A 21022-nucleotide genomic window follows, 5' to 3' on the forward strand; every position below is an offset into this window, starting at 1 on the left:
ACTCCATGCACAAAAAGAACCCGGGCCACAAAAGGACCCGGGTTAAACGATATGCCGGCCCGTTTCGAGCCCGATGCAGGTGCAAGCGCAACACTACCAGCCCCGGGGCTGCTGCTGGGTAATACAGTGGATATTCCCGCCGCCCAAGGCGATCTCGCGGGTATTAACCTGCACCACCTTGCGGTCTGCGAATATCCGCTGGAGTGTCTCCAGCGCCTCCCCGTCCCGCCTGTCTCCGAATGCCGGCATCACCACTCCGCCATTGCAGATATAGAAATTCACATAAGTCGCAGCGAATGTTGTGCCGGAGGCACGGCTGTAGCTGCCGCTGGCCGGGTCGATCCATCCCGCCTCTTCATCTGTAATGATCAGCCGCTCCGGGATGTGCAGCCGGTGAACCTCCAGCTTGCGCCCGCGGGCATCCCTCTGCCGGATGAGCCGTGAATAGGCTTCGTGCAGCACCTCATATTGCGGATCTTCCCGGTCGTCCGTCCAGCTCATCACCACTACGCCCGGCTTCACAAAAGCGGCCACCTCATCAATATGCCCGTCCGTCTCATCATCGCTCATCCCTCTGGGCAGCCAGATAATCTTGTCTACGTTCAGCGTATCGCGCAAGTAACCCCCGATCTGCCTTTTGGACAGATGAGGGTTGCGGTTCTTACGCAGCAGACACTGCTCAGTAGTAATCAGCGTACCTTCTCCATCCACGTGAACAGCTCCGCCCTCAAGGATGAAATGCCGCAGGTCATAATAGTCCAGCTTCTCGATCTCCAGCACCTTCCGCTTCACCAGCAGATCCTGATCCCAGGGAAAATACAGCCCTCCGTCCAGTCCGCCCCAGGCGTTGAACCCCCAGTCAATTCCCCGTACCCCGCCGCTGCTGTTCACTACAAAGGTCGGGCCGATATCCCGCATCCACGCATCGTTCGAGGAGATCTCCACCACACGTACCTGCGGTGGCACAAGTGCCCGGACATGCTCATATTGGGCACTGATGGTGCCAATCGTTACAGGTTCAAACTCCGCAATCGCTGCCGCCACTCTGGCAAAAGCAGCCTGCGCCGGCTTCGCCCCCAGCCGCCAAGTGTCCGTCCGGGTCGGCCAGAGCATCCATGTCCCCTGATGCGCCTCGAATTCCCCGGGCATACGGTAGCCGTCTTGTCTTGGCGTACTGGTAATTCTGCGTGGCATAAGCATCCCTCCCGGCACTTGAACAGGATGGGGGACTGCAGAGAACGCTGCCCGGCATCTCGTCCTGTTCCAATTTATGCGGGGCCGGGACTTATTGCTACGATTCGGAACACTGGTGAACAAAATAATCACTGTCCAGTTTCAAAAACAGTTAATTTGCGTTGTTATAAGAAAAATAATATTTCAGGGATTCCGCCAGGCACAGACAAACAGCTGTAGAGATACGACACGCTAATTATCAAACGCTGCCCCGCCGCTGTCTGCGTTCATCACTGAATAAAGCTGCGGCGATGCCCGGCAGGATCAGGTAACTTGCGAACTTATAAGTCTGGCTGAAAGCATCTGCCGCAGCCTGCTGCTGCACATCCGCTCCAGGTATCACCCGTATGTTAGCGGAGCTCGCTGCTCTCAACTGCCCGGCTGTATTATGCTGCAGCACGGTTACGATAACCGCCACGCCGAGCACACTTCCCAGCGACTTTGCCATATTGGTTACCCCCGAAGCTATGCCCACCTTGTCTTCAGGAACGACCCGGATCGCCGAAGACATGACAGGCGCCATCGAGAGCCCCACCCCGAGGCCGGCCAGTGCGAGCCGGAGCATCACCGCGCCCAGTGTAGAGCCGGCGTGCAGCCCGCTCATGGAATAGGTGGCGCCGCCTATCAACACCATACCTGCTGCGGCAAACCGGCTGCTGCCATATTTCGTAGACAGCGGTCCGGAAATGGCTGAGCTGGCGATGGAGCCGACTGCCATCATGGAGAGAACAAGGCCCGCCTTCAGCTCGGACACCCCCATCACCCGGGTCAGATAAAAGGAGGTCAGCAGCGAAACATTCATCAGCGCCGCACCTAAGATGATCATAGAAACAGATGTGCTGTTGAACGCTCTGATCCGCAGCAATGACAAGGGCAGCATCGGCTCCTTCCCCTTGTACTGTGTAATAAAAAAGAACACCACAAACAGTACTCCCGCAGCCAGCAGCGCTAGGAAAATTCGTGAGCTCCAGCCGTAATCCTGCACTTTGATCAGAGCATATGTAATGAAGAACATCCCTCCAGTGATCCCCAGGACCCCGCCGTAATCTATAGACCGTCCTGCCGTGTTATCCCGTGATTCCTTAATGAATATGGCCGTCAGCACAATACTCAGCAGCCCAAGCGGCACATTCACAAAAAAGATCCATTCCCAGCTCAGCTTCTGAGTCAGAATCCCGCCAAGCGCCGGACCGCTTGCAGCCGCCACCCCGGAGATGGCACCCCAGATGCCGATAATCAGACCGTGCATTTCTTTGGGAAAGGTTGTGGTGGTGAGCGGAATCGTGACCGGCACAATCACCGCACCGGCCAATCCCTGAATGACTCTAAGTGCAATGAGCATACCGAGCGAAGTAGAGAAACCTGCCAGCAGGGAGCTCAGCGTAAACAGCGCCACTCCAATGAGGAACACCTTCTTCCGCCCGAATTGATCGGCCAGACGGGAGGCGGTGAGTATAAACACGGCGAATGCCAGGTTATAGCCGTTCATCACCCAGGAGACTTGTGATACACTTCCGCCGAAATGACGCGTCATCTCCGGCAGGGCAATATTAATAATCGTCGTATCCAGCAGCGCCATGAAAAAGCCCAGAACTATTGCCGTAAAAGATAACGCTCTGCGTGTTCTAATGCCCATCTCCATCACCCTTCAAAATATGAAATAAAGTTCATATTCGCATTATATGAACCAAAGTTCACATTTGTCAATTACAAAAAATGAACCAGGGTTCAACTTTTATTGACAGCTCAAAACTGCTCCTCTAGAATTTGTACTATAAGGGGGACCTTAAGACATGGGTGAAATCGAGGACAAAGTGAGAACTCCGCAGCAGGAGCGCAGTATCAGAACCAAGGAAGCCATTATCAAGGCGGCAATGAAGCTATTCTCGGACAAGGGCTTTCATCAGACCAATACCAAGGAAATCGCAGCGGCGGCCGGGGTATCCACAGGCAGCTTCTATTCCTATTTTATTGATAAAAGAGCCATATTCATCGACGTTCTCCATATGTACGGCGATGACCTTCTGGCCAGGATTGATGCTTCAATGTCAGAGATTGATTTCGAAACGATCGGCCGCTCCGAGCTGATTCTGCATCTGATAGACACCCTTCTGCTCTCGCATAAGGCATTCATCGGATATCACAAGGATCTGAGCGTCATGTATCACAGCGATGAGGTCATCAAACAGCTGATGGATGCCCAGTATGAAACCGGCCGGCTCAGAACCCTTAAGTATTTGCAGATGGGACAGGAGGAGGAAATGAAGTTCGATGATATCGAGGCGGCTTCCGTGGTTGTGTTCGAATCGGTGAGCGCCATCGTCGATGTCATCTCCTTCTCCCCGCAGCGGATTGCCGTGGACCGGTTGAAGTCGGAGCTGGTCAATATGCTTGTCCAATATCTGTACAAGTAGCGCCTCCGTCACTCTCGTGCTAACACATCTGGCCGCTGATTCAGCCGGCGCGAACCTGCATTGTTGTACTTTATGCAGGATTTCCGGCGATTCGGCGGGCTATATCTAGAATTGTTGTACTTTATGCAAGATTCCCACCAGATTGACGCTTCAGCGGCACCGATTGTTGTATTTCGTGCAAGATTTCCACCAGATCGACGCCTCAGCGGCACCAATTGTTGTATTTCGTGCAAGATTTCCACCAGATCGACGCCTCAGCGGCACCGATTGTTGTATTTCGTGCAAGATTTTCGCAATTGCTGTTTGGCGGTTAGGTTGGCCGGTTTGGTGGTTTGGCGGTTAGGTTGGCCGGTTTGGTGGTTTGGCCAGTTTGGCGGTTTGGCTCTCTGGCAGCCTAGCCCTACTCACCGTCACACTTTTTTTCGCAAGGGTTTGTTCAATATTTCCCGGTACAAGCCGCAAAAAAAGAGCAAGCCGCCGGAAACCCCCGCAGCTTGCTCTTTTGCATTCAAATCCTTCTGATTACCGTTTATCCTTCCAGAAATTCACCGGCTCCATATCCTTCGTAATGACCTGGAAGGTGTAGCCTTCCTTCTTAAGCGCTTCTAGCAGGCGCGGCAGCACCTTGAGTGTAGCCTTCTGATCATGCATCAGAATGACCGGATTGGTCTTCGACTTCTTCAACGTGTGAACCTGCTCCATTACTGTATTGTAGATCTTGTCACTGTCTTCTTTGTACTTCCAGTCATTCGAATCCACATTCCAGTCCCAGAGATGATAGCCCTGACCCAGCACCTTATCCCGGAAAGACTTGGTGAAATATGGCTTGCTTCCGTAAGGCGGCCGGATCAGCGTTGTAGTGGCGCCCGTCAGCTTCTTGAGGACAGCATTATCGCCCGACATCTCTGCCAGTGCCGCAGCCGGAGAAGCATAGAATTTCTCCTTGCGGTGTGTCATGCCATGAAGCCCCAGGCCGTAGTCTTCCTTCACTATCCGCTTCACCTGCGAAGGATATTTGTTCATGTTATTTCCCAGCATGAAGAAGGTTGCCTGCACCTCATACTTGCTTAAGATATCCAGCAGCTGGGAAGTCGTAGCCGACGGGCCGTCATCAAAAGTAAGATATACGGTTTGTCCCGGCTTGCCGGGTTCAGCAGAGGGTTCAGGCTCCGCCGGGGCTGTCTCCGCAGGTTTCAGTTCAGCTGCATACTTGGTGACAAAGGCATCATCCGTAAGCCCCGCCGAGCCGTCCTTCACCCGGAGTAAATATTTATCCCCCGCAAAGGATATGATATACCCAAGATACCCGCTTACTTTCAGCGGAACCATAAGTTTACCGTCCTGCAAAAAAGTGCTCACAGGCACCACAGTACCATCTTTGAGTACAGCGCCGGCATCGCCCTGCAAGGTCAGCGACCCGGAGCCGCCAGACACCAGAACTCCGTCGGTCAGGCCGGTAAGCGTCCATTTTAATTCATCGGCCAGCGCACGCAGCGGGACATAATATGTGCCTTTTACAGACACGGCTTCTATACCGCTCAATTTATCGTTGATCCCGAGCTTTAGTACATTAGTCTTACCTTCAGCGTTAGCAGGGATCTGTACAAGACCCGTAATCAGGAATAAAGAGAAGAATAACAGCATTATTTTTTTAATGGGCACAGCAGCAATCTCCAATCTATGTATATTTGTCTATTACTTTATCACACATAGATATAACGTAATTTGAGAGATTGTAACCGCAAGCTAAAATATTGTTACCCTTTTTGCAATGAGAAAATGATTATCCAGCTATTTTTCTGAAATACGACAATTCGCGTCGAATGCTGTCACAGCAAGCAATATGCGGTTAAATCACATGTTTTTGACCCAAAATAAATGTGACAAAATTAATAACAATTGTGCAATTTTGAACAAAGTTTGAACAACCTTAAAATTAGCTTAAACTGCGCCACTACAGTGATCTTTATCATACCTTTAACTAGTTGTAACAATTTGATCACACATATTTAACTTGTTCGCCATTTTTAAGGTCTTTTTTAGCTTAATATACAAAATATGTATTTTGCATTATGGGTAAGTAGTTCTTACTATAGATACAGGTTAAGTAGTAAGCCCGTTAATGAACGGCGAATGAAAAGTAGTATTGAAGGAAGGAGTTCTATATGAAAAAAAAGGGACCGTTATACGCTTTGTTTCTAAGCCTGATCCTTCTCCTGCCGGGATGCAGTTCACTCACTGTTCTGAATCCTAAGGGGCCGTCTGCAAGGACGTTATCGGACACCATCATTCTCTCCATTGTTGTAATGCTTGGTGTTCTGGCAGTTGTCTACATCTTATATATCTTTGTACTGGTGAAATACCGGGCGAAGAAGAGTAACGAGGGTTATATTCCTGAACACGAGGAGGGCAACAAGGTACTTGAAGCGATCTGGATTATTATCCCGATCATTATCGTCGCCTTCTTGTCAGTTGTAACCGTCAAGACAACTACCGAGGTTGAGAACGTGGCCGCGGATTACAAAGATCAGACACCGCTGGTCATTTACGCTTCATCCTCCAACTGGAAGTGGCATTTCAGCTATCCGGAGGAAGGCATTGAAACGGTTAACTACGTGAATATGCCTGTGCATCGTGCAGTTGAATTCAGAATGTACTCATTCGGCACCATTACCAGCTTATGGATTCCACAGCTTGCCGGACAAAAGTACGCCATGAGCGACATGCTCACCACGCTTCACCTTTCTGCTGATACCGAAGGCTCTTATATCGGAAAGAATGCCAACTTCAGCGGTAAAGGCTTTGCCCACATGGAATTTGAAGCTCTTGTTATGAGCAACAAGGATTATGACGAATGGGTGAACGACGTCAAGGAAACCGCGCCAGAGCTTACAGAGGATGAATTCAAAGGCCTGCTCGCCACGGACTTCCTCGGACGCAAAACCTATTCCTCGACCCATTTGGAGTTCAGTCCTCCCCCTGGAGACCACAGTGAACACATGAGTGGTGACGGAAGTGAGATGGATATGGACAACGGCAGTGAAGAGCATCAGGATAACAAAGAGATCCACCCTTCTCCTGAGCCGTCCAGCGGAACCGAATTTGACAGCGAACCTGATCCGGAAGTCGAACAGCCGCTGCCAAGCTCACCCGTAGATGCCGAGACTCATGATGGCCACTAGCTCTGCAAGAGCTTAACGTAACACACTGAAAGGAGCCACCCTAATGGATTTAGACAAATTTAAGGTTCACGGCGAACCCTTGATATACGGAGCCATGGTCAGCATTGCACTTGCCACCATCGGGATTCTCGTCGGGCTTACCTATTTCAAGAAATGGGGATACCTCTGGCGTGAATGGCTTACTACTGTAGATCACAAAAAAATTGGTGTCATGTATATCCTCGCGGCGCTGCTCATGCTGTTCCGCGGCGGTGTGGACGCGATGATGATGCGCCTGCAGACGGCAGCGCCGGAAATGAAATTCCTCGATGCCCAGCATTACAATGAGGTATTTACCACGCATGGCCTAATTATGATCCTGTTCATGGCCATGCCGTTCATCATCGGTCTGATGAATGTGATCATTCCGCTGCAGATCGGTGCGCGTGACGTCGCGTTCCCGCGGCTTAACGCCGTCAGCTTCTGGCTCTTCTTCATGGGGGCCATGCTGCTGAACATTTCCTTCGTTATCGGCGGATCGCCGGATGCCGGATGGTCAGCCTACTTCCCGCTGGCGAGTCTCGAATTCAGCCCGACGGTCGGTAACAACTACTACTCTCTGGCTCTGCAGATTTCCGGTATCGGGACGCTGATTACAGGGGTCAACTTTATCGTAACGATTCTCAAGATGCGCGCACCGGGCATGAAGCTGATGAAGATGCCGATGTTCACCTGGTCCGTACTCATCACCAACGTCATTATCGTCTTCGCCTTCCCGGTACTTACTGTCGCGCTTGCGCTGATGATGTTCGACCGCCTGTTCGGCTCCCAGTTCTTCACGATGGCCAACGGCGGGATGGATATGCTCTGGGCCAATCTGTTCTGGGTATGGGGTCATCCGGAGGTCTATATCGTTATTCTGCCGGCCTTCGGTATTTATAGCGAAATTATCGCCACCTTCTCCAAAAAGAACCTGTACGGATATACCTCCATGGTATTCAGTATGCTGATTATCTCGCTCCTGTCCTTCCTCGTATGGGCTCACCATTTCTATACGATGGGTCAAGGCGCCATGGTCAACAGCTTCTTCTCGATTACCACAATGGCTATTGCCGTACCTACAGGGGTTAAAATATTCAACTGGCTGTTCACCCTGCGAAAAGGCAGGATTACCTTCACAACGCCAATGCTGTATACGCTCGCCTTTATTCCGATTTTCACCATCGGCGGGGTAACGGGTGTCATGCTCGCAATGGCCAGTGCCGATTACCAGTATCACAATACGATGTTCCTTGTGGCGCATTTCCACTATGTGCTCATTCCGGGTGCCGTGTTCGCCGTCATCGCCGGGTTCCATTACTGGTTCCCTAAAGTGTTCGGCTTCCGCCTGAATGAACGGCTCGGTAAGCATTCCTTCTGGTGGATCGTGATATCCTTCAACGTAACCTTCTTCCCGCTGTTCTTCCTGGGTCTGATGGGAATGACACGCCGGACGTATACCTATTCCGAGGAATCAGGCTTTGGCCCGCTGAACATGCTGTCCTTCGTAGGGGCAGTCGGGCTGGCTATCGGGTTCCTGCTGCTGGTCTACAATATTTACTGGAGCACACGTTATATGCCTAGAGACACAACAAGTGATCCATGGGATGGACGGACACTCGAATGGGCTACGCATAGCCCGATGCCGATCTACAACTTCGCAATTGTCCCTACTGTGCAGACCCGTGATGCCTTGTGGTCCGCGAAGCAGGACAATATCCCGCTCTATGATGACAAAAAAATCACCAAGATCCATATGCCTAGCAATACCGGCAAGCCGTTCATTCTGGGCGTGATCTTCTTCATCCTGGGATTCTCCCTGGTATTCAGCTTATGGATTCCGGCCATCCTCTCAGGTATCGGTGTCATTGTCATGCTGGCCTTCATGTCCTTCGACCGGGATCACGGCTACTATATTTCGGCTGAAGAGGTTATCGCTACAGAAAAGAAATTGAAGCGGGGTGAGACTGTATGAAAATAGATGCGTCCAAGCCGCTCGAATATTCAACGGAAGAGAACAGTAACAAGATCTTCGGCTTCTGGGTCTTTCTCGGAGCTGAAATCCCTCTCTTCGCTACATTGTTTACAGTATATTTCGTAATGGTCAACCGCTTTGCCAGCGGGCCGAGCGCCAGCGAGCTGTTCAAAATCGGCCCTGTGCTGATCGAGACCTTCCTGCTGCTGTCGAGCTCCTTCACGATCGGCCTGGCTATCCATGCCATGCGGCATGGCTATAAGAAAGCGATGATGGTCTTCATGGCCATCACGCTGCTTATGGGCCTCGGCTTTATCGGTATTGAAATTGACGAGTTCTTCACTTACGTCCATGAGGGCGCGACCCTGCAAACCAGCGGTTTCCTCTCCAGTCTGTTCGTACTGCTCGGAACGCATGGTGCCCACGTCAGCTTCGGCTTCCTGTGGGGAGCGGGAATCATGATTCAGCTGTGGCGCCACGGCATCACACCGGCCACCGCCAACAAAGCTTTTATCTTTTCCCTGTTCTGGCATTTCCTGGACGTTGTCTGGATCTTTATCTTCAGCTTCGTCTACCTGAAAGGACTGATGTGACATGATGAAGCAACTGTTCCCAATTCGCCATGTGATGGGTTATCTGGCCTCTCTGGTCCTTTCTGCCGCTGCGCTGATTGTCATCTACGGAGATCTCTCCTCCGGGGCCAATATGGCCGTGCTGCTGATTACAGCGCTTATCCAGGCTTCTCTGCAGCTGTTTGTATTCATGCACATCGGGGAATCGGCCGACTCCAAGAAAGAGCTGTACATCAACATCGCCTATGCACTGTTCGTGGGTCTGGTTACCATCTTCGGAACCCTGTTCATCTTCGTGTGGGGCTGGTACTCTTAAACTTTATGAGGGGCGGGAACGTCCCTTCTACGCAGCATAATAAAAGCGGTCCGTTTCCGGTATGTTCCGGGACGGGCCGCTTTTTTTGTGCAAATCATGAATTAATATTGATGTGGTCGTAACTGCGGTGAATGTTTGAACTTCCGGCCGCTGTTATGTTTGAATTTCCTGATTTAAACCGCTGACCGCGGTAGAAATTCAAACATAAAGGCGGACGCTTTCGCTCCTACAGTTTCAAAATTCCCCTCCGTCACTTCCATCTTGTATTGTCCATTCAAGTTCGAAAGCTAAATAATCATTAATCCTTCAACTGCACCACACTGCTGCTGCTCTGATCTCCGCTCCATTCGGTATAAGCCAGCTGTTTGCCCGAAGGGCTCCAGGAGGTCGTCAGGTTCCCTGTACCGTCTGCAACCTTGACAGACTTACCCGATTCCAGATCGTAGACATAAAGAGCAGTAGAGGCCGTACCGTTCCCGTCAGCGGACATGCTGTAGGCAATCCTCCGCTGGTCCGGCGACCAGGAGATACCGCCAAGCTCCGCGCCTTCCACGATAATCTTCTGATTCCCCCCGTCTGTATCAGTGAGAAGCAGCGCTTGTGCGGAATCCTTATACTGCAGGACCAGCAGCTGATCTCCGCCCGGTGAAGGAATTACGCTGCCGACACGTTCAATTTTTAATGTGGCTTTTTCCTTGGTATTCAGATCGAAGGTTTGCAGCGTTTCGCCGGAATTGGAGGTGTAATAAATCTTATCTTTGATTTGCCGGACAACAATCAGTCCTTCACCGCTAAGTCCCTCTACCGCAGTGATCTTACCGGAGGTATTTGCTGTAAAAGCACCGCCGCTGTATGCAGGTCCTATAACGGTGTCATCATCAGCCCACCGGGCGCTCATAGCTCCTGCAATGTCATCGCCTGTGATGCTGAAGGTCTTCTTTGACCCTAAATCCATCACATAGTAGACCGGATCTCCTAATGAGAATTCACTATACAGCAGATGCTTGTGATCGGATGACAATACAGCATCTCCCAGAAACACATTTTCCTGTTCCTTGATCAATTCAAATTCTTTGGTATCCAGGTGGTAGAAGTACAGGCTTTTGGGCAATGAATCCGCGAGCTCCTCCAGACTCATTTTACCTAACTTGTCGTTCTCCTTGGACACTACAACCGTATCCTCATCCATCCAGTCAGAAATAACTATATTCTCATAATGCCTGATCTCCCCCGCCGCTACCCCAGGCCCGGCTGCTTCCCGGGTTGGTTCGGCAGATTTGACGGGTTCAGCCGTGGCATTATTTCCGTCCTGACCTGCACTGCAGGCAATAAGTGTGCTCAATAATACCGGAACTAGGGCCAATTTGAATATTGGGGTCCTCATCCTGTGAATCGCCTCCTTAAATTCAGGTTCACATCCTGGAATGAACATCCAATCATGGAATCAGGAATCGCGCTCAAGACGCCCTTCCGTTTCCTTAGCAATACCCCGGAGCTACTCTCCCGGTATCCTTAAAGACGTGAGCAGAAAGCCGTATGTTGCAGGAAGCTGCCTGTTGTTGCAGGGCCGGATGACCTTATTCATTCAAAAAAAGCCTTGTTCAGCTGCAGATAACAGGAAACTCCCTGCAATCTTTAGCCGAACAAGGCTTCAGTACTTCCTATAGCTTAAACCGGGCCAGATGCTTCTGCAGATCCTCGGCCAATGTGGCGAGGTACTGGGCAGAGGAAGACATCTCACCCATTGCGGTCAGCTGCTGCTCACTCGCTGCGCTTGTGTCCTGAACATCACCGGCGCCTTTACGCGAGATTTCATCCACCTCAGCCATCGCCTGGGCTACGCCCTCCGATTCCTGGGCGACATGTCCGATAACCTCCGTAATCAATTCCATCTGCTCGCTGGCTGCTTGAATAGAGGTCTGTATCTCAGTAAATGCGGCGGAGACCACTTCGCTTTGTGCTACGCCATGGGAGACAATCCCGGAGCCCAGCTCCATGGATTCCACTGCACTTTCAGTCTGCTGGCGGATATGTGTAATAATCTCCGTAATCTGCAGCGAGCTTCTTCCGGTAGCTTCCGCAAGCTTGCGGATTTCACCCGCAACGACAGCGAAGCCCCGCCCATGCTCTCCCGCTCTGGCCGCTTCAATCGAGGCATTCAGTGACAGCAGATTAGTCTGGGTAGCAATGTCATTGATGGTTGTGATGATCGTGTTGATCTCTTCGGACAGGCTGCCCAGACTGCCGACAATACTCTGGCTTGCCGATACACTGGAGTCGATCTCCCGCATTTGGGCCAGAATCCGTTCAACCGCTTCAACGCCCCGGTCCGTTGATGAGGCAGCCTGTGCCATCAGACCGTTCATTTCACTGCCGCTGTGCCGGGCCTCGGTAATATCATACGTCATCGTCCGGACGGACCGGGCGGTACGTGCGATGCTCTCGGCCTGTACATCGAATCCGGCAGCGATTTCACTTGAGGTCTCGGCGATCATCTGGGAAGCATGTGCCGTCTGTTCTGCGCTGGCACTCATCTCCTCTGAGGAAGCCGACAGAATCTCGGCACTCTCGGAAACTCCGCGCATCATATTCTGGAGGCCTTCCAGCATTGTATTAAACGAAGTGTTAATCTGGCCGATTTCATCCTTCGACTGATACGAGGCGGCAGCAGTCAAATCCCCCTCCTCTGCCCGCTTCATCAGCTGCTGCAGTTCCTTGAGCGGTTTCGTAATCAACCGGGTAATCATGATGCTGATCACAATACTCAGAACCCAGGCAATAGTAATCAGAATACCGCTTAAAGTGATGGAGCTTTTGGCGCTTGCTACAGTATCCTCATTATGCGCGGATGAATCCTGTACAAGCAGGGCCGCAGTATCCTCCAGCAGGTTAACCATCGTCCGGCGCGATTCACTGAACGCTCCACCCGAGAAAACCTGATACCCCTCATCATTCAGATTATTGTCGGCAAGATGGATGATATTATCACGCTGGGAGCGGTAGTCCGGCAGAAGGAGCAGGTATTCGTTGATATTAGCCGCGATTTTGTCATTGCTGAACTCAACCGTCTTGAGCTGCTCTAAAAGTTCATTGTTCGTAGTGATATTCGTTTCAATAGCCGCCTTAAGCTCCTGACTCTTGGCAGCATCCCTGGTAATGAGATCCTCCAGCAGAAAAGATTCGATCGCCCGGTTATTCCCGCGGATCTCCGTAATGAGATAAATCGGCAGCAAATTCTGTTCGTATGTCTCCTGGGACCTGTCCGCCATTCTGCTGGTGGTCATAATGCCTGTCGTCCCAATGCCTATGAGTAACACTACAATCACTGCAATCAGCAAAGTCATTTTATGCTTAATCTTCAGATGTCTCATTCTTATAATCCCGCCTTCTCGATATCTTGCTGTAACTGTATTTATCGGAGAATTAGGCCAAAATGTTGATAATACGCTGAAAAAAATGTCGAAAAAAGAAAAATATTATCGATTCATATGAACAAAGACCTATAAACAGCTTTTCACTCTTGAAGCAGTCCATACTTCTTGCGGAATCTCTTCAGCACTTTGGTCCATCCGCCGGCCAGAATAGCCAGGAAAAAGACATTGGATAAAGCATGGGCCAGGTCAAAATAAAAGCTGGCTCCATAGGTCGCTGCCACAAGCCCCCAGCTGAACGCATCCGGGAGACTGAGAATAACCCAGAGATTCATAATCCAGCCGAACAGGAATCCCCAGATAAAACCGAAGATCAGCAGCCCGGGCCGTTTCTTCATCCACCAGGTATTCCGCAGCCAGCCTGCCGTAAGTCCGGTCATCCCCCAGGCGAACATCTGCCATGGTGTCCAGGGGCCCTGACCGAAGTAGATATTCGAGACCAGCGCCGCCACTGCACCGATGACGAACCCTGCCTCTGCCCCAAAGACATAAGCCGACAGAATGACAACGGCAGACACGGGCTTGACCCCCGGCAATGCGGCAAAAGGAATCCGGCTGACCGCAGCAATAGCAGATAATACGGCCAGCAGCACCAGTTCACGGGATGCCAGCTGGCGGCGCTCCAGACGGAGAAACAGCGGCAGCAGCGCAGCCAGCAGCAGCACCAGGCTGAGCAGCACATAATGACGGTCTTTCAGCGCCGCTGTTAGCGCTAGGCCAGCCACGAATAATCCCAAAGCAATCAGCAGGGGGGCGCGGAACCGGACCATGTTCGAATCACATCCTCTATTGTCAATGCCTGCGGCAGTAAGTCCCGGACCATACGGTTGACTGCCGTAGTATAGAAATAATTACTGCTGAAGAACTCTGCCGGCGCCCCTTCCGCTGTTATGCTGCCGTCAAACAACAGCGCACAGCGGGAAGCATATTTAGCGGCAAACTCCACATCATGCGTTACGATCAGAATACTGGCCCCCTGCCTGCGCAGTTGCTGGAGCAGAGCAGCCAGCCTGTCCTTGGCTGCCGGGTCGAGCCCCTTAGTCGGCTCATCCAGCAGCAGGATATCCGGCTTCATCAGCATCATCATGGCAAGTGCGGTCTGCTGCTGCTGGCCGCCGCTAAGATCATGCGGATGGCTCTGCAGCACCCCGCGGAGCCGGAAGACTTCCAGCAGGGCATCTATTTCCCGCCCGGCTTCTTCCAGGGATGCCCCGGCATACTGCGCCATATGCTGCAGCTCCTCAGCCACAGTATCATAGCTGAAATAGAGCAGCGGATTCTGGGCCAGAAGCCCGGTTGTACTCCCCTTGGACAGCTCGGCCTTGCCGCGCTGAGGCTTCATCAGGCCGCCCAGTACATGGAGCAGGGTCGACTTCCCTGCACCGTTCCCGCCCATAACCGCCAGAAGCTCTCCCCGCCTCAGCGTTAGCGAGAGCTTCCTCAGCACCTCCCGGCCTTCCTTGTCGTAGCGGAAGGTAACCTCTCTGCAGCTGAGCAGAATTTCTGCGGATGGTGCAGGAAGGTTCACGGGTGAATCAGCATTCCTCACCTGGCTGAAGGAATTAGACGGGGAAGTAGCGGGCTCAGCACCTGCATTGGCGGGAGTGACTGTACCCGGAGCTGCAGCAGAGGCTTCATGGGAGAGCGCAGCAGGTAATCCTGCGCCGGGATCAGCGGCCGGATGATCACGAATGACAGTAGCGCATACTCCTGCTTCTGTCACAACAGAAGCTCCCGCTGCCCTGGAATGCAGCCAGCGTTTGCCCTCGCGTACGGTCAGCGGAATATTCTCCGGCGCGGCTGTTCCCGCTTGCGGGGACAGCGCCAGATATAACCGTGAAGCTGCCGGAAGATAAGCCTGACGCGAAGCGAGTGATGCGCTGCCGGCTTGCTGAACGAAAGCGCGCGGGCTCGCATCTGCCACCAGCCTGCCTCCCTCCAGCATCAGCACACGGTCGGCGAGCGGCAGCACCTCCTCCAGCCGGTGTTCGCTGATGATTACCGTCACCCACATTTCCTCGTTCAGACGCTGCAGCGCCATAATGAATTCCCGGGCAGCTACAGGGTCAAGCTGTGAGGTCGGTTCATCCAGCAGCAGCACCTTGGGCTGAAGCAGCAGCACCGAGGCCAGATTAAGCAGCTGCTTTTGCCCGCCGGACAGCTCATGCACGGATTGGTAGAGCAGCGGCTCCAGCCCGAATAATGCGCAGATCTCAGCCAGCCGGGTCCGCATCACTGCAGGCGGTATCCCCAGATTCTCCATGGAGAACGCCAGCTCATGCCAGACGGTATCCATCACGATCTGCGCATCCGGGTTCTGGAAGACCATTCCGATTTCCCCTGCGGCAACGGCTGCCGGAAGACCGGGCAGCGGCTGACCTTTATATGTCAGGCTTCCGCTGAACATGCCTACCGGGGCAAGCTCACGTTTCAGATGGCGCAGCAGTGTCGTTTTGCCGCCGCCTGACGGGCCGCAGAGCACTACGAATTCGCCTTCTTCTATTGTGAACGAGAGCTCATGGAGCGAGTCCCTGTCTTCTTCAGGATAGCGGAAGGATACTTGTTCCGCTTTGAGGATCTCCATAACCATTTCTCCTTTCCTTCCAGACCTGCAGGGAGCAGGACGAACAAGCAGAAGCTGCCGTACATCACGGCATCCTGCCAGCCGAAATCCATACACTTCATCCGGGGATAAATCTCCAGCGTACCGTAGCCCTGCAGCCAAAAGAACAGTGCAATCATACCGCTGAGCGTCAGTACCAGCAGAATCAGCTTATCCTGCCGATCCGGCTTGTATATACTGTACGTGCTGCGTTTGGCAACCCCGTAGCCGCGGGCCGTCATGGAATCTCCGGTCTGCAGCGCTTCCTCCAGCGACCAGGTGAGCAGCACCTTCAGCAGCGTCATGCCGTCTTGCATCCGCTTGCGCAGGCTTCCTGTGCGGACATCTACCCCGCGCAGGCGCTGGATCAGGGTAATCTGGCGCAGCCGCCGCTGGAATAAGGGGACAAACCGGAGCGCCATAAGCGTAAGTAATGCCGTTCTGGGCGCAGCGGCAGCGAACAGGTACATGAATTTATCTGTCGTTACCGTGTAATTGTATGAAATGAACCAGATGAAGATGGTCAGCAGTACAGTCATCATTATGAGCCCGTACAGCACAGCCTCCAGCGTAATCGGCTGGTCCAGCCAGTAGAAGAGAATATGCGCACCCCTGTGCGAGAACAGCGGATTCAGCACTGCGACTGAAACCCCCATCAGGAGCATAAAAGGCAGACCGCGCAGCAGCGCCTTCCCTTGGCCCTGCAGCAGCAGCAACGCCAGCAGACCTGCTATTTCCGTAACCAGAAACAACGGATGAAGCCCCAGCAGGGCGAACAGCAGCAGCCCGGCATAATACAGCAGGGCTACGGCAGGATGCATGGACCGGAAGCCGCTGTTCATGGCGCCGCTGCCCCGATATCCTTGCCAAGATCAAGCGTATACAGCCACTCTACCGTATCTCCGGGCTTCATAACCCAGCTGCCGGAAGCCTTGGACGGAAACTCTCCATTCACCTTATACATCCAGCCGCTCTCTGCCCCGTGATCATATTCGTACAGATTATCTATACCTTCCACATAGGCAAAGGTTTTGCTGCCCTGATATTCCATCTGGATCTTGTGCTGGCGGGTAATCCGTCCCAGCAGCTCCAGCGCAGTCTCATTCTTCTCTATTTCATAAGCCGTCGGGGCCAGAATAACGCCGTGCTCCTCATCTCCAGTAATGGAGAGAGTCACCGTATTTACCGGCGCGGCGGTAGCCGCCGGAGCTGGCGCGGCGGGATTGCCGGTAGCCGCCGGGGCTGGCGCGGCGGGACTGCCGGTGGCCGCCGGGGCTGGCGCGGCGGGACTGCCCGTGGCTGCCGGGGCTGGCGCGGCGGAATTGCCGGTGGCCGCCGGGACTGGCGCGGCGGCACCGGTGTGGCCGGGTGCCGGCGCGGTGGCCGCCGGCACCGGGGCTTGCGTAACGGGAGCTTGCTCCGTTACGCCGGGGGCGGCTCCGGCTGGCGCTGCGCCGGAGCTGGAAGCTGCCATGCCGTCCGCCGTGGCGGAGGGTATGGCAGTGCCCTCAGGCCGCGGCGTCTGCGCGGCCTGGGAACTGGCGGGCGGCACAGGCCCGCCGCCTGCGGAATCCGGCTGCGCCTTGGAGCAGCCGGCGAGCAGCAGGACAACCAGGAGCAGGAGCAGCGGGTAGAGCCTCGCCCTTCCTGATTTCAATAGACTGAACATTACCTCAAGCACCTCCACAAAAGGGAAAAGAACGGGGGCAGTCAGCCTGTTCCCCGTTCCGTCCAAACACCTTATGATTTCTTAGTGTGACTTATACATACTAATCCTGAGCAAAGCACCATCAGCCAACCCCTTGGCCGCTGAGCATCCAGCCCCGCAACTCGAAGGAGCTTCTCTATCGGCTAAAATCAGCCGCTTAAAATACTGGCTGGCACCATACTCTCAGTTTCATTAGCTCTAGCTTCATTAGCTCTAGCCCCACTAGCAGTAGCATCATTAGCTTCATTAGCTCTAACTTCACTAGCAGTAGCATCAGTAGCTTCTTCAGCATTAGCTCTAACTTCACTAGCAGTAGATTCATTGGCTCATTAACTCTAGCCTCACTAGTAATAGCTTTATTAGCTTCATTGGCTTCATTGGCTTATTAACTCTAGCTAAAATAGCTCTAGCTTCTTCAGCATTTGCTCTAGCCCCACTAACAATTACATCATTGGCTTCATTGGTTCTAGCCCACTAACGGTAGTTTCATCAGCTCTAGCCCCACTAGCAATAGCATCAGTAACATCAGTAACATCAGTAACATCAGTAACATCAGTAACATCAGTAACATCAGTAACATCAGTAACATCAGTAGCATTTTAAATCATCGGCTCAATCCGGGAAAGCATGCCTTCCTGAGCGAAACTCCGCAAAACATGCCTCCGCCGGAACAGCAATTGGATTTATGACACTTATTTATCCTATACGGACTTCACTGCCGATCCTAGTTGGATTAATGACACTTAATTCTGCCCCTAGCCGGTCATTCGCTAATTCATGCGAGATTAAGTGTTGTTTTTCCAACTACGCCGCCATCTCGGGAGATTCACCGAGAATTAAGTGGCATTTTTCCACTTATATATCCCACCAGCCCCGCACTATCGCTTTATTAGGCTACTCCATGCAAAATCTTGCAGAAAATACAACTTAACTCCCTTAATCCTTAGGCATTCGGGAAGATTGTTGTATAAAATACAACAATCTTCCCGCTACACCGCTTGTTAGAAGTGAAATGTTGCCTTTTGTACAACAATTTTCGAATATAGGCGATATCCTGGTGAAAATGTTGTATTATGTGCAGGATTTTCAACAAGCATTCGGATTCCCACCCCAAACGCGGGTTGAAATCGTGAGATTCTTGCCCCAGCAGCCCTACTATTCAAATTTCACTGCAGTGAAGACTAAGTTATATATTCATATTTAAGGTTTAGCTTATCTAGGATCTTTTCTTCATCAAGGCTCTTCTTCCTTGACCTATCTCTTTGCCTAAGGCAATCTAACCGCTACAGCAGCGGCCATTTCTCTGGTTACAGCTGTGGCAGGAGCGAATTCGCCGCCGGTACCGCTCATAATTCCAAGTCCGGTTACAGTACGTACCGCCGTTAATGCGTAGGCGCTGATCTGTTCTTCATCTGTGAATTTTCCGGTTCCCGCTGCTGCCGAAGCTTCGTCCAGCTTCAAGGCTCTTACGATCATTACAGCCATATCCTGGCGGGTAACGGGGCCGTCCGGTTTGAAGGCTGTACCTGTTACTCCGCTGACAATTCCCAGTTCCTTCGCTTTGTTCACTGCTCCATAATACCACGCATCCGCCTTAACATCACTGAAACTCTGGGCTGACGATGCCGCAGACGGCTCGTTGCCGGTCAATCTCAGCAGCAGTGCTGCAAATTCAGCGCGGGTAATATTCTGCTTCGGTGCAAACACGAGGCTGCTCTCACTGACCCCGCCCATCAGCTTGCGGTCATAGGCCGTATACACTGACTCCAGCGCCCAAGGCGAGATTGACTTCACATCGGTAAAAGCAGCACGGTCAGCCGCAGCAGAAGCCACGGTCAGCGGCTGCGAATAGCGGACTACCGCAGGTGTGCTGTCTTTGAGATATCCGGTAACGGTAATCGTATATTTATTCGCTGGCAGGCCGCCGGCAACAACAGCTGAACCCGCAGCATCCGTAACAGCAGTTTTACCGCCGATGGATACCTGAACCCCTGCGGCTGGTGAGGATACCGGGTCGGAAGTGAAGGTCGCTTCATTCCATACCCACTGCTTTTGAGTTACTTTTACAGTAATATCTTGTCCAGGCTGCGGCTGTGCAGGGGAGACCGTCACGGACTCTACCACCTGTGTGTTATCCCCGCCATAATAGACAAGCACGCGGTCATTCTCCGCAAGAAGGAAATCACCCATGCCTACACTTGGATAGATCCACGCTCCACCGCGGGCTACAACATACATCCACCCGTCATAGCCGCCAAAAGCACCCGCAGTTACGCCGCCGATTCCCGTCACGTAATTGCCAGCTTCATTGACCAGGGCCACCTTCTTCGCCGCCGCTGCCTTCTCCAGTGCTTGAAGTACATTTCCCGCATATACAGTGCCTTCTGCCAGGGTTCCGTTAGGGCCCTCAATGGCAACAGACACACTAACCTGAGGACTCTTCACAGGTGAATTGCTAAGGTCATAGAGCTTGCTGCCTGTGCTGAAAAGCTTGTAAGCTACCAATGCTTCCAGCGCCTGCTCTGTCGAGAGCTGATTGTAGCTTCCGCCCGCTGTATGAGCGAACCCGCCATCTGCTGCACTGAAGCTAAGAAGCTTACTGACAAGGTTCACATTGCCTACGGTATACTCCGCTCCTGCCGGGTCAATGCCAAAGGAGGACAGGCCAATAATGGCTTGAGCGACACTCTCACTGCTGTCACCATAGCCGCCGTTCTTGTCCTGTGCGGTCGCCAGCCAGGCTGCCGCCCGCTGTCCCGCGGTATTGACTGCCGGATCATCCTTATGTCCTGCCAGCACAGTAAGCACCATCGCCGTCATGTCCGGGTCACTTGCTCCCGTAGTCAGGGTGAAGCCGCCGTCTGTGTTCTGCTTGGACAGGATCTCAGCCAGCAGTTTCGCCGGTGTCCATTTCGCATTGTCAGGTATAGTATACGTTCCGGAATCAAGCGCCAGCAGTACATAGGCTGCGTTGTTCAGCGTCTGGCCGGTAATATTATCGTTATTGTAGAGCTTCTCAATCAGGTTGTAGCCGGCGACATCCGCCGGATTCCCGCCAAGCGCCCTAACCGCCAGCGTAATCCGCGCATAGTCCGTAGCTCTGGCGTAAACACCCTTGGCTGCGGCTACTTTACTCTCAAGCGCCTTTAAATAACTATCCGGAACCTTGTAGCCCGCCTGCGCGAGGCCGATGGCCTGCCAGTCGGACTGGACTCCGGCCTTCAGCACAAACTCCGAAGTGGCATAGACTGCCTCAGCTACGCTAACTTCTGTGCCTGCCGGTAGAGCTGAAGCCGTATTCGCTGTATTTGCACTTAACTGGGCTGATGCGGTATCACTCTGGGCAAAAGCCTGTCCTGCCGGAGCCACGGATGCTCCCAGAACCGCGAACATCATGACAACGATCAGACCCAGCCGGATAAACTTGGATGATAGATTGTTCTTCATTGCTTGACCTCTTTCTGTGAATAGAATGGTATAGATAAATCCTGCGTCCTCCGCTGATGCGGGTGCAACATAAAGACCGCCCTGTACAGGGCGGCCGGGGAAGGATACAATACATGCGGCTGAA

The 21022-nt window shown here is 52.7% G+C and carries 15 protein-coding genes; 5 read left to right on the forward strand and 10 right to left on the reverse strand.

Features of this window, described 5'->3' with window-relative positions; translation table 11 throughout:
• Positions 1-93 precede the first annotated feature (93 nt).
• On the reverse strand, positions 94-1194 hold the full coding sequence (gene aguA, locus MHI42_RS15500) for an agmatine deiminase (protein WP_342424368.1): 1101 nt from the start codon (positions 1192-1194) through the stop codon (positions 94-96).
• Between the two features lie 238 nt (positions 1195-1432).
• A complete protein-coding gene (locus MHI42_RS15505; protein ID WP_171720560.1) occupies positions 1433-2869 on the reverse strand; it encodes an MFS transporter in 1437 nt (478 codons plus the stop codon).
• A gap of 157 nt (positions 2870-3026) precedes the next feature.
• On the opposite strand from MHI42_RS15505, the gene MHI42_RS15510 reads away from it, so the two are divergent.
• Positions 3027-3647 (forward strand): TetR/AcrR family transcriptional regulator, encoded by a 621-nt coding sequence (locus MHI42_RS15510; protein ID WP_171720561.1) that lies wholly within the window; start codon positions 3027-3029, stop codon positions 3645-3647.
• A gap of 522 nt (positions 3648-4169) precedes the next feature.
• On the opposite strand, the gene MHI42_RS15515 is transcribed toward MHI42_RS15510, so the two are convergent.
• On the reverse strand, positions 4170-5309 hold the full coding sequence (locus tag MHI42_RS15515) for a polysaccharide deacetylase family protein (protein WP_342424369.1): 1140 nt from the start codon (positions 5307-5309) through the stop codon (positions 4170-4172).
• A 503-nt stretch (positions 5310-5812) separates the two neighbouring features.
• Here MHI42_RS15515 and qoxA point away from each other — a divergent pair.
• From qoxA to qoxD, 4 genes are read left to right on the forward strand one after another with little or no spacing between them, the layout of a single operon-like run.
• Positions 5813-6829: a cytochrome aa3 quinol oxidase subunit II gene (gene qoxA, locus MHI42_RS15520; protein WP_171720563.1), complete on the forward strand. Its 1017-nt coding sequence runs from the start codon at positions 5813-5815 to the stop codon at positions 6827-6829.
• 43 nt (positions 6830-6872) lie between these two features.
• A complete protein-coding gene (gene qoxB, locus MHI42_RS15525; protein WP_171720564.1) occupies positions 6873-8822 on the forward strand; it encodes a cytochrome aa3 quinol oxidase subunit I in 1950 nt (649 codons plus the stop codon).
• A complete protein-coding gene (qoxC, locus tag MHI42_RS15530) occupies positions 8819-9415 on the forward strand; it encodes a cytochrome aa3 quinol oxidase subunit III (protein ID WP_042133881.1) in 597 nt (198 codons plus the stop codon). The genes qoxB and qoxC overlap by 4 nt, the downstream gene beginning before the upstream one ends.
• A 1-nt stretch (position 9416) precedes the next feature.
• Positions 9417-9710, forward strand: a complete 294-nt coding sequence (gene qoxD, locus MHI42_RS15535) for a cytochrome aa3 quinol oxidase subunit IV (RefSeq protein WP_039302907.1) — start codon at positions 9417-9419, stop codon at positions 9708-9710.
• A 298-nt stretch (positions 9711-10008) separates the two neighbouring features.
• Here qoxD and MHI42_RS15540 read toward each other — a convergent pair whose 3' ends face one another.
• The 7 genes from MHI42_RS15540 to MHI42_RS15570 form a co-directional block, all read right to left on the reverse strand.
• A complete protein-coding gene (locus tag MHI42_RS15540) occupies positions 10009-11094 on the reverse strand; it encodes a hypothetical protein (RefSeq protein WP_342424370.1) in 1086 nt (361 codons plus the stop codon).
• Positions 11095-11371: 277 nt separating this feature from the next.
• Positions 11372-13081, reverse strand: coding sequence for a methyl-accepting chemotaxis protein (locus MHI42_RS15545; protein ID WP_171720566.1), 1710 nt, complete (start codon positions 13079-13081; stop codon positions 11372-11374).
• 143 nt (positions 13082-13224) lie between these two features.
• Positions 13225-13911 carry an ECF transporter S component gene (locus MHI42_RS15550; protein ID WP_171720567.1) on the reverse strand — a complete coding sequence of 229 codons (687 nt, stop codon included), beginning with the start codon at positions 13909-13911 and terminating at the stop codon, positions 13225-13227.
• The gene (locus tag MHI42_RS15555; RefSeq protein ID WP_342424371.1) at positions 13884-15725 is read right to left on the reverse strand and encodes an ATP-binding cassette domain-containing protein; all 1842 of its coding nucleotides are present in this window, start codon (positions 15723-15725) and stop codon (positions 13884-13886) included. The genes MHI42_RS15550 and MHI42_RS15555 overlap by 28 nt, the downstream gene beginning before the upstream one ends.
• Positions 15641-16585, reverse strand: a complete 945-nt coding sequence (locus MHI42_RS15560) for an energy-coupling factor transporter transmembrane component T (RefSeq protein WP_342424372.1) — start codon at positions 16583-16585, stop codon at positions 15641-15643. Before MHI42_RS15560 ends, MHI42_RS15555 begins: the two co-directional genes overlap by 85 nt.
• Positions 16582-17412: a DUF4430 domain-containing protein gene (locus tag MHI42_RS15565; RefSeq protein WP_342424373.1), complete on the reverse strand. Its 831-nt coding sequence runs from the start codon at positions 17410-17412 to the stop codon at positions 16582-16584. Before MHI42_RS15565 ends, MHI42_RS15560 begins: the two co-directional genes overlap by 4 nt.
• A gap of 1305 nt (positions 17413-18717) precedes the next feature.
• A complete protein-coding gene (locus MHI42_RS15570; RefSeq protein WP_342424374.1) occupies positions 18718-20898 on the reverse strand; it encodes an S-layer homology domain-containing protein in 2181 nt (726 codons plus the stop codon).
• Positions 20899-21022 lie beyond the last annotated feature (124 nt).

Origin of the sequence: Paenibacillus sp. FSL E2-0178, from assembly GCF_038593005.1 — a bacterium.
GTDB classification, from domain to species: Bacteria; Bacillota; Bacilli; order Paenibacillales; family Paenibacillaceae; genus Paenibacillus_AQ; species Paenibacillus_AQ phytohabitans.